The organism is Microbacterium sp. MYb64 (assembly GCF_002979495.1).
Taxonomy (GTDB): Bacteria; Actinomycetota; Actinomycetes; order Actinomycetales; family Microbacteriaceae; genus Microbacterium; species Microbacterium azadirachtae_A.
In genome coordinates this window covers 432,081-445,645 of the sequence record NZ_PCOW01000001.1, presented here as the reverse complement: position 1 = coordinate 445,645, position 13,565 = coordinate 432,081, and the positions used below count along the sequence as shown (strand labels likewise).

Below are 13,565 nucleotides of genomic sequence, written 5' to 3'. Positions count from 1 at the left end.
GACGAAACGCGGGTTCTCACAGCATGCAGCTGACGCACTCGGTCATGTCGGTCCCCTCGAGGGCCATCTGACGCAGACGGATGTAGTAGATCGTCTTGATGCCCTTGCGCCAGGCGTAGATCTGGGCCTTGTTGATGTCGCGCGTGGTGGCGGTGTCCTTGAAAAACAGCGTGAGCGACAGGCCCTGGTCCACGTGCTGCGTCGCGGCGGCGTACGTGTCGATGACCTTCTCGTAGCCGATCTCGTACGCGTCCTGGTAGTACTCCAGGTTGTCGTTCGTCATGAACGCAGCCGGGTAGTAGACGCGACCGAGCTTGCCTTCCTTGCGGATCTCGATCTTCGACGCGATCGGGTGGATCGAGCTCGTCGAGTTGTTGATGTACGAGATGGATCCGGTCGGCGGCACGGCCTGCAGGTTCTGGTTGTAGATGCCGTGCTCCTGGATGGAGGCCTTCAGCTCGCGCCAGTCGTCCTGCGTCGGGATGCGCTGGCCGGCGAACAGCTCGACCACCTTCTCCGTCGCGGGCACCCACTCCTGGTCGATGTACTTGTCGAAGAACGCGCCAGACGCGTAGGTCGAGTCGGCGAAGCCGTCGAAGGCCACACCGCGCTCGATCGCCAGCTTGTTCGACGCACGCAGCGCGTGGAACAGCACCGTGTAGAAGTAGATGTTCGTGAAGTCGATGCCCTCTTCGGAGCCGTAGAACACCCGCTCACGAGCGAGGTAGCCGTGCAGGTTCATCTGTCCAAGGCCGATCGCGTGCGAGCGGTCGTTGCCGTCCTCGATCGAGCGCACCGAGCCGATGTGGCTCTGGTTGCTCACCGCGGTGAGCGCGCGGATCGCCGTCTCGACGGTCTGCCCGAGGTCGTCGGCGTCCATCGACAGCGCGATGTTCATCGAGCCGAGGTTGCAGGAGATGTCCTTGCCGATCTGGCCGTACGAGAGGTCCTCGTTGTAGGTCGTCGGCGTGTTCACCTGCAGGATCTCGCTGCACAGGTTGGACATGTTGATCCGGCCCTTGATCGGGTTGGCCTTGTTCACCGTGTCCTCGAACATGATGTACGGGTAGCCCGACTCGAACTGGATCTCGGCGAGGGTCTGGAAGAACTCGCGCGCGTTGATCTTGGTCTTCTTGATGCGCGGGTCGTCGACCATCTCGCGGTACTTCTCGGTGACCGAGATGTCGCCGAACGGCACGCCGTAGACGCGCTCGACGTCGTACGGGGAGAACAGGTACATGTCCTCGCCGTTCTTCGCCAGCTCGAAAGTGATGTCCGGCACGACGACGCCCAGCGACAGCGTCTTGATGCGGATCTTCTCGTCGGCGTTCTCACGCTTGGTGTCGAGGAACCGCATGATGTCGGGGTGGTGCGCGTTCAGGTACACCGCGCCGGCGCCCTGACGTGCGCCCAGCTGGTTCGCGTACGAGAAGGAGTCTTCGAGGAGCTTCATCACGGGGATGATGCCGGAGGACTGGTTCTCGATCTGCTTGATCGGGGCGCCCGACTCGCGGATGTTCGAGAGCAGCAGCGCCACGCCGCCGCCGCGCTTGGAAAGCTGCAGGGCGGAGTTGATGCCACGGGCGATCGACTCCATGTTGTCCTCGATGCGCAACAGGAAGCAGCTGACGAGTTCGCCGCGCTGCGCCTTGCCGGCGTTGAGGAAGGTCGGGGTGGCGGGCTGGAAGCGGCCCGAGATGATCTCCTCGACCAGGTTCACGGCGAGGTCCTCATCGCCGTCGGCCAGGGCGAGGGCGGTCATCACGACGCGGTCCTCGAAGCGCTCCAGGTAGCGCTTGCCGTCGAAGGTCTTCAGCGTGTAGCTCGTGTAGTACTTGAACGCGCCGAGGAACGTCTCGAAGCGGAACTTCATCGAGTAGGCGAGGTCGTTGAGCTTCTGGATGAACTCGAACGAGTACGCGTCCAGCACGGCGCCCTCGTAGTACTCCTTCTCCACGAGGTAGTCCAGGCGCTCCTTGAGCGAGTGGAAGAACACCGTGTTCTGGTTCACGTGCTGCAGGAAGTACTCCCGCGCCGCGCGCTTGTCCGCATCGAACTGGATCTTGCCGTCCGCGTCGTACAGGTTCAGCATCGCGTTGAGGGCGTGATAGTCGAGCCCCTCGTACGCCGCGTTGACCTTGAACGCGATCTCGCTCTTCACCGGCGCTGTGTCCTTCAGTGCTGCTTCCACCATTGATCCAATCCGTCGGTCACCCGATCGACGTCGTCCTGTGTGCCGTAGATCTCGAGCCGGTACAAGTGGGGCACGTGGCACTTGCGGCTGATGATGTCACCGGCGGCGCAGAACGCGTCGCCGAAGTTGGTATTGCCTGCGGAGATCACTCCGCGGATGTGACGCCGGTTGCGCTCGTCGTTGAGGAACCGGATGACCTGCTTGGGTACGGCGCCCTTCTCGACGCCTCGACCCTGCCCGCCGCCATAGGTCGGCGTGACCAGGACGAACGGCTCATCGACGACGAGCGGCTCCTCCGTGCTGTGCAGCGGGATCCGCCGTGCCGGAAGGCCCAGCTTCTCGATGAACCGGGCTGTGTTGCCCGAGATGCTCGAGAAGTAGACCAGCAGCGGCGCGGCGGTCGCGGTGGCGGCGTTCATGAGATCGCCCCCTTCGACAGGCTCAGGGACCGAGTTAAGCCAGGCGAGCGGCGAGCTCGTCGATCTTGTCGGGACGGAAGCCCGACCAGTGGTCCTCGTCGGTGACGACGACGGGAGCCTGCAGGTAGCCGAGCGACTTCACGTGCTCGAGCGCCGCAGCGTCCTCGGAGACGTCGTGGATCTCGTACTCGATGCCCTTCGCGTCGAGTGCGCGGTAGGTCGCGTTGCACTGCACGCAGGAGGGCTTGGTGTAGACCGTGATGGACATGTATTGCGCCTCTTCTTCCCCTCAGAACCCGGCTTCGGGCAGGTGGCCCTGCCGGGAGTTCAATACTACATATAGGTGCGGACATTCGGGTCGACCACTAGGGCTAGTAGTTACAACTGTGTAGTTTTCCACCGTATTCCACCGATTCGCCACAGGTTCTCCACGGCTTTGTCCACAGCCGGCGGCCGTCCTCAAGCACCCCCGAACCGCGATTTCCCGCGGTTCCCGGAGACCCCGTCCGGATCCCTCCACAGATCCGACGCTAGGAGGGGCCACGGACATTCCTCAGCCTGTGGAAATCGCCCTCCGGCGTGTCGTCGGCGTGTCGCGTGCGCGCCCTCGCGACGCCGCTCCCGGAGCGCGCGAGACTCTGCTGCCGACACCGCGCGACCTGTAGCGTTGATCTGTGGCCGGATCGGGATACAAGGAGCTTCTGCGCGTACCGGGCGTCGGACGGATCATCGCCGCGCAGCTGACGGCGCGCTTCCCGAACGGCATGGCGAGTCTCGCGATCCTCCTGCATGTGCAGCACGCAACGGGCTCCTATGGCGCGGCGGGTCTCGTGCTGGCCGCGTCCTCGATCGGGCAGGCCGTGTCAGGGCCCGTCACCAGCCGCTGGATGGGCCGCTGGGGCATGCGCCCCGTGCTGACGCTGACCCTCTCGATCTGCGTGCTGTCGTTCCTCGGCCTGGCCTTCTTCTCTTTCCTGCCACTCGCCGGCTACGTGGTGCTCGGACTGATCGCTGGGCTCTCCACCCCTCCGATCCAGTCGGCCGCGCGCACCATCTACCCCAAGCTCGTCAACTCCTCGCAGCTCACGCCGCTGTTCTCGCTGGACGCGTCCCTGCAGGAGATCATCTGGATCGTGGCGCCGGTGGTCATCACGATCGTCTCGACGCAGGTCGGCACCGTGCAGGGCCTGCTGCTCGTCGCCGCGCTGCTCGTGGGCGGCGGCGCGTGGTTCATCCTCTCCCCCGAGGTCGGCCGGGTGCGCATCCCCCGCAGCCGCCGCGGGTTCGGCGCGGTCGTGCTGAAGCCTCCGGTGATGCTCGCCACGGTCACCGGCTTCCTGCTCATCGGCGCCTGCGCGGCCGTCGAGGTGGGCGTGGTGAAGACTTTCGACCACGGCGGCCTGGAGGCCGGGCTCGTGCTCGCCGTCTTCTCCGTGGGAAGCCTGGTGGGCGGCCTGGCTTCGGGCCGCGTGCCGATGGGGCCGTGGGCGATGGCCCGGCGCCTGACGATCGTGACCGTCGGCCTCGCCCTCACGATGCTGTCGCTCAACGTGTTCTGGCTCGGCGGCACGCTGCTCGCCGCCGGCATCGGGATCGCCCCCGCGCTCGCGGTGCTGTTCGCGATCACGTCGGCGAGTGTGAAGTTCTCGGAGACGGCCGAGGCCTTCGGGTGGGCGGGCACCGGACAGCTGATCGGCGCGGCCGCCGGATCCGCGATCGCCGGCTTCCTCATCGACAGCATGCACAGCCCCACCGGCGCCTACCTCGCGGCCACGTGCTTCGCCGCCGTCGCCCTGATCGTCTCGGTGGTGTTCGTGCGGCACTTCCCCGATCTGCGCGGACGCGATGCCGCGCCGATGCCGGACACCGAAGTCGTCCCGCTGCCCTGAGCGTCACCGCCCCAGGTCGACGACCTCGACCGGACACCGGGCGACACCCGCGCTGGCGATCCGTCGGTCACCGGTGAGCAGAACGGCGCCGAGACGTTCGCCGAGCGCGACATAGCTCGCGTCGTAGATCGTCAGGTTGGTGCGCAGCTCCCACGCGCGCTCCGCGATCGCCTCGCCCGGCCAGAACTCGATCGGCAACCGGCGGGCGTGCCATCGCGACGCCGCCGCCTGCGGTGTCGAGAGCTTGCGGCCGAGCTCGAGCCCCCGCAACGCGCTGTCGACCTCGGTGAGCAGGAGGGACGGCGCGAAGAGCATCGCGTCACCGATCCGTTCCGACAGCCACCGCGTCTCCCCCGCGTTGGCCGCGACGAGCGCCACGACGGCCGAGGCATCGATGACGAGCAGTTCTCGCTCAGCGCCGGCCATCGCCGACGGCCTCCACGATGTCGCGCATGCTCAACGACGGATAGGTCTGCGTGTTCAATCGCGCCTGTGCGACAGCCTCGAGAGCGCTCGGCGTCGAGGCGAGACGCAGGAGCTCGGCGCTCAGATACTCCTGAAGCGACCTCCCCGACTTCGCCGCCCGCGCCGCGAGCTCATCCCGCACCCCGTCGGGAACGTTGCGGACCGTGATCGTAACCGTCATGCATGCATTCTAGCTGCACCACCGTCAGAACGGCTGCGCATCGATCCGCACCCGGCCTACGTCTTAGTCCACTGGACTAAGCTGTGGTCATGACCCAGGTGAACGTGCACGAGGCGAAGACGCAGCTCTCCGCGCTGATCGCGCGGGTGCTGGATGGCGAGCAGATCACGATCGCTCGCGCCGGGAAGCCGGTCGTCGACCTCATCCCCCATGAGCGCACGACGATCGTCTACGGGCTGTTGAAGGATGAGCCCCTGCCCGATCCCGCGCTCTTCGACGGCATCGATCCCGAGATCCAGGAGATGTTCTACGGACCGGACTGGGCCGAGGAGCCCACACAGTGATCCTGCTCGACACGAACGCGCTGCTGTGGTTGCTGCATGCGGACGGGCGGCTCGGCGATCGGGCGCGCAAGGCCATCGACGCGGCAGCGGTCGTCTATCACTCCTCCGTGTCGAGTTCCGAACTCATGATCAAGCACATGCTCGGTCGGCTCGCCCTTCCCGGCGGCGACCGCTTCCCCGCCGCGTTCTCCGACGCCGGCCTGCGCGAGCTGCCGTTCACGTCGGCGCACGCCACGGCCATGCTGCGCTTCCCCGCTCTGACACGCCACGATCCGTTCGATCGCATGATCCTCGCTCAAGCGGATGCAGAGCGACTGACGCTGCTCACCGCGGACGCGACCCTGCTGGCGCTCGGCGAGACCTGGATCCAAGACGCGAGGGCGTGAAACTCGTCAACCTCGGAATCCGCAGGATTCGAGGAGCTCAACCTTCGATATCTGTTGTCATTTCGGATTTTGAGTGACAAGATCGGAACATGAGCGCCGATCTGCAACGGAAAGCACACGATCACCTCTGGATGCACTTCACGCGTCAGTCCACGATGGACCGCAGCGGAGTGCCGATCATCGTCCGGGGTGAGGGACACCACATCTGGGACGACACCGGCAAGCAGTACATCGACGGTCTCTCCGGCCTCTTCGTGGTCAACGCGGGCCACGGCCGCGCCCGCCTCGCCCAGGCCGCGGCGAAGCAGGCGGAGCAGCTGGCGTTCTTCCCGCTGTGGTCGTACGCGCACCCCGGGGCGATCGAGCTCGCCGACCGCCTCGCCGGCTACGCCCCCGGCGATCTGAACCGCGTCTTCTTCACGAGTGGCGGCGGCGAGGCCGTCGAGACCGCCTTCAAGCTCGCCAAGCACTACTGGAAGCTGCAGGGCAAGCCCACCAAGCACAAGGTCATCTCCCGCGCGATCGCCTATCACGGCACGACTCAGGGGGCGCTCGCGATCACCGGCATCCCCGCGATGAAGGCGATGTTCGAGCCGGTCACCCCCGGTGGCTTCCGTGTTCCGAACACCAACATCTACCGCGCCGCCGAGATGGGCGCGCCGACGGATCCCGAGGCGTTCGGCGTCTGGGCCGCCGACCGGATCGAGGAGATGATCCAGTTCGAGGGCCCCGACACCGTCGCTGCGGTCTTCCTCGAGCCGGTGCAGAACTCCGGCGGGTGCTTCCCCCCGCCTCCCGGCTACTTCCAGCGCGTGCGCGAGATCTGCGACCGCTACGACGTGCTGCTCGTCTCCGACGAGGTGATCTGCGCGTTCGGCCGGATCGGGCACATGTTCGCGTGCGACGCCTACGGTTACGTGCCCGACATCATCACATGCGCCAAGGGCATCACGAGCGGCTACTCCCCCCTCGGCGCGGCGATCGTGAGCGATCGCATCTACGAGCCCTTCGCGCACGGCGATCTTTCTTTCCCGCACGGCTACACCTTCGGCGGTCACCCGGTCTCGACCGCGGTCGCCCTGGAGAACCTGAACATCTTCGAGGAGGAGAAGCTCAACGAGCGCGTGCGCGAGAACTCACCGCTGTTCCGCGCAGAGCTGGAGACCCTGCTCGACCTGCCGCTCGTCGGCGACGTGCGCGGCGACGGCTACTTCTTCGGGATCGAGCTGGTCAAGGACAAGGCCACGCGGGAGACGTTCGACGACGACGAGTCGGAGCGCCTGCTGCGCGGCTTCCTCTCCGGTGCGCTCTACGACGCGGGTCTCTACTGCCGCGCGGATGACCGCGGCGACCCCGTGATCCAGCTCGCCCCGCCGCTCACCATCGGCCCGGCGGAGTTCCGCGAGATCACCGGCATCCTGCGCGGGGTGCTGAAGGAAGCCGAGTCGGTTCTGTAGTCGCTGGGGACGCGACACGGGGAGGGCGGATGGGGATCCGCCCTCCCCTTTCCTCTGCGCCGCGTTCGCCTCACTCCGTCGGGTGCGGTTCCTGAGCGAGCCGAAGGCGAGACGAAGGGCGCTCAACGACTCCGGACGGACGGCGTCGCGATCATCAGGCTCGTCGGCCCCATCTGCTCGACGCTCACGAGATCGAGCGCGGCACCGTCGGGGAACAGGCGACGCCCGGCGCCGGTCGCCGTCGGGAACACGCGCAGCCGGTACTCGTCGACCGCCTCCGCCGCGACGAAGCCCTCGACGAGCGATCCGCTGCCGATGACGATGACATCGCGCGTCGCGGCCGTCTCCCGCGCCCAGCCCACCGGATCCGCCTCGACCCGCCGGGAGTTCTGCCACCGGGCCAGGTCGACGTCGCCGGCCGTCACGACGGCCTTGTCCGCGGCGTTCAGCGCGCGGGCGAACGGATCCGTCGCGTCGCGCGGCGGCCACAAGGCTGAGAACGCCTCCCAGGTGCGGCGCCCGAACAGGAAGATCCCGGTCTGCAGGATCGATCCGTAGTGGAACTTGTCCCCCGAGATCGCCTCGGGGCCGTGCCGGAAGCACCATCCGCCGAAGGGCGTGCCGTCGGATCCGTCGGGATCCTCCACGACCCCGTCCAGGGTGATGAACTGCGCCACGATGATGCGTGCCATGTCGTGCTCCTTGCGTCGTGCCCCGATGCGGATCCTCCGCGGAGGGCTTCATAGGGGTGTACGGACGAGAGGCTCCGAACTCATCGGTGCGGGCGGAATCCGTTCGGACACGTCACACGTCGGCGACGCCGTCCCTCTCGAAGAGCGTGAACAGCGCCTCGTCCCGGTACACCAGCACGTGGCCGATCCTCTCGCCGGTCGCGTCGGCCTCGAACAGCTGCACGGTATGCGGATGCGCGCCGTCGTCGTCGACGCGCAGGAGCAGGAACCCGTGCTGCCCGTTGGCTGAGATCGGCCTGGTCCGCCAGCGAGTGCCCTGCCACTCGAACAGGTGCGCCATGAACGCGGCGTACGTCTCGCGCCCGATCGACCAGAACGGCACGGGCGGCATCTCGAACAGCACGTCGTCGGCGACGAGTTCGGCCAGCGCCGCGGCGTCGGCCCGCTCGATCGCCCTCGCGTACCGCTCCACGGTCTCCCGGCGCAGCGGAGCAGGACGCGAGGAGCGCTCCGCGACAGCAGCCTTCGCCCGCTGCAGCGCGGAGTTCACCGACGGCACGCTGATCTCGAGGATCTCGGCCGTCTCCGCCGCGGTGTGCCCGAGCACCTCGCGCAGGATGAACACCCCTCGCTGCTTCGGCGGCAGCGCCTGCAGCACGAGGGTCACCGCGAGCCGCACCCCTGATGCTTCGGCGACGGCGCGCTCGGGCTCCGAGTCCGCCCACCAGCGGGTCGGCGCCGGCACCAGCCAGGGCACGTCCAGGGCCGGCACCAGGGGCGCGCCGACGTCGATCCCCGGATCCGTCAGATCCCGCGGCAAGGGGCGCCGCGGGGTCTCGCGGAGCCGGTCCACGCACACGTTGCGCGCGATGCGGTACACCCAGGTCGACAGGGCCGCCTTGGCCGGGTCGTACGATGCCCGGCCCCTCCAGGCCCGCTCGAGCGCGTCCTGCACGGCGTCCTCCGCATCGAACGGCGAGCCCAGCATCTGATAGCAGAAGGCGAGCAGGCCGCCGCGGAGCGCGGCGAGGTCGGAGGCGTCCACGCAGCCGAGGCTATTGCCTGGACGTCGGCGTCGCCAGGGATCCGCCCCCGTTGGCCCACGGCCCGCTCCCGTCGCGAATGATGCCGCTCTGATCGGATCAGAGCGGCATCATTTGCGATGGGAGCGGGTGAACGCGGCACCTTTTGCGGCCGGGGCATCGCGGACCGGGGCATCGCGACCGGGGGCGCGCCACGGGCTCGGGGATGCCCGGCTCAGCCTCCCGCCATCGTCCTGGCGATGTCGGCGGCCGAGTCGCCCGCCTTCTTCAGGACCAGCGCCACGAGCGCGAGCGCTCCGAGCGTCAGCACGAGCATGATGGTCGACACCGCGGCGATCTCCGGACGCAGGCCGCTGCGGAGGGCGCTCAGCACGTAGACCGGCCACGGCGTGGTGCCGGAGACCTGCACGAAGGCGGAGACGATCGTGTTGTCCAGGCCGAGGGTGAACGAGAGCAGGAAGCCCGCGAGCACCGCGGGCATCGCGAGCGGCAGCGTGACCTTGAAGAACGTCGTGAGCGGCTTGGCGTAGAGATCGGCCGAGGCCTCCTCGAGCCGGGCGTCGAGGCCCACCAGGCGCGCCCGCACGATGTACGACACGATCGCGATCGAGAAGAGCGACTGCCCGATCACGAGGCGCACGGTGCCGTCGTTGAAGATCGACAGCCCCAGATCCTGGCCGAGGAACACGACCCACGGCAGCAGCGCGACCGCGTCCACGATCTCGGGCGTGACCGAGATCAGCAGCAGCAGGCCGAGGAACCACGGCACCCACTTGCCGGGCGTGCGCGCCATCGCGATGCCGGCGAGAGTGCCGAGCGCCGTCGCGAGCACGGCGGCGATCAGGCCGGTGCGCAGCGAGACCAGCACCGCGTCGCGCACGGCGGGCTTGGTGACGATCGCCGCGAACGAGTCGAAGCCGAAGTGGTCCCACGAGATCAGCAGCCGGCCGACGTTGAACGAGTACACGATCACGACGGCGATCGGCAGGAACAGGAAGACGAACACGAGGGTCGCCCACAGCGGCAGCAGCCAGCGGCTGACATTGCGCGGCGCCCTGGTGCGCTGACCGGATCCGGCCCTGGTCGTGGACGGCGACGGATCCGCCTGCTCGGCGGGTCGTTCTGCGACGACGGTCATCGTGCCTCCTCGAGCGTGAGCCGGTAGCTGCGGCGGATGGGGATCGTGACGATCCAGCCGATCGCGCCCGCGATGCCGATCGACAATGCGATGGTGAGGATCAGCAGCACCGCCATCGCCGATCCCAGCGCCCAGTTCTGCGCGGTCTGGAACTGGCTGGCCACGATCTGGCCGACCATGTTGCCCTTGGCGCCGCCGAGCACGGTCGCGGTGATGTAATCGCCCATGAGGGGGATGTAGACCAGCAGCACCCCGGCGATGATGCCGGGCTGCGCGAGCGGGATCGTCACGCGGAAGAACGTCCTCCAGCTGCCGGCGCCCAGGTCCTTGCTCGCCTCGCGCAGCGGTCCGCTCACGCGGTCGAACGCCACGAAGAGCGGGAGGATCATGAGCGGCAGATAGTTGTAGACGACGCCGAGCAGCACGGCGCCGCGGGTGTTCAGGATGCCGAGCGGCCCCGGGATCACCCCGAGGAACTGCAGTGCGTGGGACAGCCAGCCCTCGGGGGCGAGGATGATCTGCCAGCCGATCGTGCGCACCAGGAAGTTGGTCCAGAACGGCACCATGACGAGCGCGAGGAACATCCCGCGCCGGCTCGGCGCGCACTTCACGGCGATCCAGTACGCCACCGGCGCCCCGATCACCAGGCACAGTGCGGTGCCGGCGATGCCCACCCAGAGGGTGTTCTGGAACGTCGCGAAGAACGTCGGCGAGAGCGCCTCGATGTAGCGGTCGAAGGACAGCTTGTCGTTCGCATTGGTCGCGAAGATGCTCGGCTTGTAGCCGAAGCTGTACCAGACGACGACGCCGATCGGGACGACGAAGAAGATGAGCAGCCAGACCCAGGCGGGCAGGGCGAGGCCGAAGCGGATCCTGAGCCTACGCACCGGCGGCCGCCTTCGTCGCGTTCCAGATCGACACGATCCGCTCCTGCGCGCTCGTGAACTTCTGCTCGTGCATGGTCTTCACCTGCGCGTCGTCGAAGTACACCATGTCCAGACGCTCCAATCCGGCCTCGTCGGCCTTCTGCTGGGTGCCCTGCACGCCCGTGTCGTAGCCGATGTAGTCGACCTGGGCCAGCTGCACGTCGGGGGCGATGATGTAGTCGATGAAGGCGTGCGCGGCCTCGGGGTGCGGCGCGCCCTTCGCGATCGCCCAGTTGTCCATCCAGAGCTCGGTGGCGGGAGCGCCGAGCACCCACTGCCAGCGTTCCGGATCCTTCGATGCCGCCATGCCGGTGCGCGCGTCTCCGCTGTAGGACTGCACGAGCGCGGCCGAGGCCTGCGGGATGATCTGGCCGCCGGGCGCCGAGTCGAAGGTGGTGATGTGCGGGGCCAGCTGCTTCGTGAGGAAGCTCTCGCAGGCGTCCAGGTGCTTCTTCTCGGTGGTGTTCCAGTCGATGTCGTGCGACCAGAAGTAGATGCCGCACAGCGGCGCGGGGTCGTCGAGCACCGCGGTCCTGCCCGACGCCTCCTTCTGCGCCGCATCGACGAAGTCGGCCCAGCTGGTCAGCTCGCGCGTGATCACGGTCTTGTCGTAGACGAAGCCGGTGGTCCCCCAGGCCTTGCAGATCGAGTACTCGTTCTTCGGGTCGAAGGAGCGGTGGATGAAGTTCGGGTTCATCGTCGCGAAGTTCGGGATGAGGTCGAGGTTGATCTTCTCGAGCAGCCCGTTCTCGGCCATGGGCAGGATGAACAGCCCGCTCGGCACGACGATGTCATAGCCCGAGGTTCCGCGCGCCGCCACGAGCTTGGCGATGAGCTCCTCGTTCGAGTTGAACGCGTCGACGACGACCTTCGGCCCCGACTTCTTCGTGAAGGCGCTCAGGATCTTGGGATCGTCGTAGTCGCTCCAGGTGTAGATGGAAAGCCTGTCCTCGAGCGGGCCGCCGTGCGCCTCGGAGGCGGCGGACGCCTTCTGCGGCGCGCACGCCGTGAACAGCACCGCACCGGATGCGGCGAGCGCCGTGGCGAGGAAGCCGCGCCGGGTGAGCTCGGAGCGGATCTTCCGGGCGGATGCGCCGTTCGCGAGCACCCGGACGGGAGGCGCCTCGAGTGCGTCCCGAGGCGCCATCAGGCCGCTTCCCTGGGCAGGGCGATCACGTGCGTGGCCGTCTCGGGGATCCCGTCGCCGGCGAAGATGCGCACATCCGAGGGGCTCCAGGTGCAGCGCACGGCGTCGCCGGCCGCGACGGCGGGGGCGCCGGGTGCGGGGATCCGCACCAGGAACGCCTGCTCGCGTCCGACCTCGACCGCGACCTGCAGCGTCTCGCCGAGGTGCGAGACGCCGAGCACGGTGCCGTCGATCCCCGGCCCATCCGCGGTGCCCGCCGGGGCGAGCCGCACGAACTCGGGCCGGATGGCCGCGACGACCGCGGATCCCGGAGCGGTCTGCTCGCCGCCCCAGCGGCCGTGCACGGTCCCCGCGTACGTGTCGACCGCGTCGCCGCCGAGCGCCGTCCCGTGCAGGAAGTTCTGCTGACCGATGAACGAGGCGACGTAGGCCGAGGCCGGCTCGGCGTAGATGTCGGCGGGCGCGGCGAGCTGCTCGATCCGCCCGGCGCGCATGACCGCGATCCGGTCGCTCATCGACAGCGCCTCCGCCTGATCGTGCGTGACGAATACGAACGTCGTCCCGAGCCGCGCCTGCAGCAGCTTCAGTTCGAGCTGCATCTCCTCGCGCAGCTGCCGATCCAGGGCCGCCAGCGGCTCGTCCAGCAGCAGGACGGACGGGCGGTTGATCAGGGCGCGGGACAGCGCGATGCGCTGCTGCTGGCCGCCGCTCAGCTGGGTCGGTTTGCGGTCCGCGAAGCGGCGCAGCTGCACCATGTCGAGCGCCTCGGCGACGCGCTCCCGCTGCTCCGCCTTGGGCACCCTGCGCTGCTGCAGACCGTAGGCGACGTTCTCCGCGACGGTCATGTGCGGGAACAGCGCATAGGCCTGGAACACCGTGTTGACCTCGCGCTTGTGCGGCGGCAGGCCCAGCACGCTCCGGCCGCTCAGCCGGATGTCTCCCTCGTCGGGGTGCTCGAAGCCCGCGATCATGCGCAGGGTCGTGGTCTTGCCGCACCCGGAGGGGCCGAGGAGGGAGAGGAACTCCCCCGGCCGGATCGACAACGACAGGCGGTCGACGGCAGTCGCCTCACCGTAGTACTTGGTGACGCCAGAGATCTCGACACCGCCGCTAGGCGTGTCGATCGTGCTCTGAGCAGGCACGGACATTGGACCGCTCATGAAACCTCCACAGTGAGTTCTTCGCTGCGGAGATTCTGACACAGGATCAGCCCTCAGTACAGAGGAAAGCGTAGGTGGATCGGATTCCTACGACGATATTCGTTGTTGAGCGCTCGAAACACAA

At 67.8% G+C, this 13,565-nt stretch carries 15 protein-coding genes; 4 read left to right on the top strand and 11 right to left on the bottom strand.

The genetic code is table 11. The features are described 5' to 3' along the window. Positions 1–16 precede the first annotated feature (16 nt). From nrdE to nrdH, 3 genes are read right to left on the bottom strand one after another with little or no spacing between them, the layout of a single operon-like run. Entirely contained in the window at positions 17–2,194 is a 2,178-nt protein-coding gene (gene nrdE / locus CQ044_RS02100; RefSeq protein ID WP_105686488.1) for a class 1b ribonucleoside-diphosphate reductase subunit alpha, read from the bottom strand. Beyond that, the gene (nrdI, locus tag CQ044_RS02095; RefSeq protein ID WP_105686486.1) at positions 2,176–2,613 is read right to left on the bottom strand and encodes a class Ib ribonucleoside-diphosphate reductase assembly flavoprotein NrdI; all 438 of its coding nucleotides are present in this window, start codon (positions 2,611–2,613) and stop codon (positions 2,176–2,178) included. Before nrdI ends, nrdE begins: the two co-directional genes overlap by 19 nt. 34 nt (positions 2,614–2,647) lie before the next feature. Then, the gene (gene nrdH / locus CQ044_RS02090; protein WP_045273567.1) at positions 2,648–2,881 is read right to left on the bottom strand and encodes a glutaredoxin-like protein NrdH; all 234 of its coding nucleotides are present in this window, start codon (positions 2,879–2,881) and stop codon (positions 2,648–2,650) included. Positions 2,882–3,287: 406 nt separating this feature from the next. Here nrdH and CQ044_RS02085 point away from each other — a divergent pair, with 406 nt between their 5' ends. Then, complete coding sequence (locus CQ044_RS02085) at positions 3,288–4,502, top strand: MFS transporter (RefSeq protein ID WP_258133112.1); 1,215 nt, start codon at positions 3,288–3,290, stop codon at positions 4,500–4,502. Between the two features lie 3 nt (positions 4,503–4,505). Here the strand turns inward: CQ044_RS02085 and CQ044_RS02080 are convergent, their stop codons facing one another. Together CQ044_RS02080 and CQ044_RS02075 are read right to left on the bottom strand one after the other, a co-directional pair. After that, on the bottom strand, positions 4,506–4,928 hold the full coding sequence (locus CQ044_RS02080) for a type II toxin-antitoxin system VapC family toxin (RefSeq protein ID WP_105686485.1): 423 nt from the start codon (positions 4,926–4,928) through the stop codon (positions 4,506–4,508). Next, positions 4,915–5,148, bottom strand: a complete 234-nt coding sequence (locus CQ044_RS02075) for a hypothetical protein (protein ID WP_105686483.1) — start codon at positions 5,146–5,148, stop codon at positions 4,915–4,917. Before CQ044_RS02075 ends, CQ044_RS02080 begins: the two co-directional genes overlap by 14 nt. Positions 5,149–5,237: 89 nt before the next feature. On the opposite strand from CQ044_RS02075, the gene CQ044_RS02070 reads away from it, so the two are divergent. The 3 genes from CQ044_RS02070 (at position 5,238) to CQ044_RS02060 (ending at position 7,335) form a co-directional block, all read left to right on the top strand. Beyond that, positions 5,238–5,492: a type II toxin-antitoxin system Phd/YefM family antitoxin gene (locus CQ044_RS02070; RefSeq protein WP_105686547.1), complete on the top strand. Its 255-nt coding sequence runs from the start codon at positions 5,238–5,240 to the stop codon at positions 5,490–5,492. Next, positions 5,489–5,878, top strand: coding sequence for a type II toxin-antitoxin system VapC family toxin (locus tag CQ044_RS02065; RefSeq protein WP_181158145.1), 390 nt, complete (start codon positions 5,489–5,491; stop codon positions 5,876–5,878). Before CQ044_RS02070 ends, CQ044_RS02065 begins: the two co-directional genes overlap by 4 nt. A gap of 89 nt (positions 5,879–5,967) precedes the next feature. Beyond that, entirely contained in the window at positions 5,968–7,335 is a 1,368-nt protein-coding gene (locus CQ044_RS02060; protein WP_105686480.1) for an aspartate aminotransferase family protein, read from the top strand. Between the two features lie 122 nt (positions 7,336–7,457). Here the strand turns inward: CQ044_RS02060 and CQ044_RS02055 are convergent, their stop codons facing one another. The 6 genes from CQ044_RS02055 to CQ044_RS02030 form a co-directional block, all read right to left on the bottom strand. After that, positions 7,458–8,027, bottom strand: a complete 570-nt coding sequence (locus CQ044_RS02055) for a dihydrofolate reductase family protein (protein ID WP_105686478.1) — start codon at positions 8,025–8,027, stop codon at positions 7,458–7,460. A gap of 112 nt (positions 8,028–8,139) precedes the next feature. Further along, positions 8,140–9,072 carry an RNA polymerase subunit sigma-70 gene (locus CQ044_RS02050; RefSeq protein ID WP_105686476.1) on the bottom strand — a complete coding sequence of 311 codons (933 nt, stop codon included), beginning with the start codon at positions 9,070–9,072 and terminating at the stop codon, positions 8,140–8,142. 212 nt (positions 9,073–9,284) lie between these two features. Continuing rightward, complete coding sequence (locus CQ044_RS02045) at positions 9,285–10,208, bottom strand: ABC transporter permease (RefSeq protein ID WP_082076872.1); 924 nt, start codon at positions 10,206–10,208, stop codon at positions 9,285–9,287. Next, positions 10,205–11,095 (bottom strand): ABC transporter permease, encoded by an 891-nt coding sequence (locus tag CQ044_RS02040; RefSeq protein WP_105686475.1) that lies wholly within the window; start codon positions 11,093–11,095, stop codon positions 10,205–10,207. Before CQ044_RS02040 ends, CQ044_RS02045 begins: the two co-directional genes overlap by 4 nt. After that, complete coding sequence (locus tag CQ044_RS02035) at positions 11,088–12,281, bottom strand: spermidine/putrescine ABC transporter substrate-binding protein (RefSeq protein WP_105686473.1); 1,194 nt, start codon at positions 12,279–12,281, stop codon at positions 11,088–11,090. The genes CQ044_RS02040 and CQ044_RS02035 overlap by 8 nt, the downstream gene beginning before the upstream one ends. Beyond that, positions 12,281–13,441 (bottom strand): ABC transporter ATP-binding protein, encoded by a 1,161-nt coding sequence (locus CQ044_RS02030; protein WP_105686472.1) that lies wholly within the window; start codon positions 13,439–13,441, stop codon positions 12,281–12,283. The genes CQ044_RS02035 and CQ044_RS02030 overlap by 1 nt, the downstream gene beginning before the upstream one ends. Positions 13,442–13,565 lie beyond the last annotated feature (124 nt).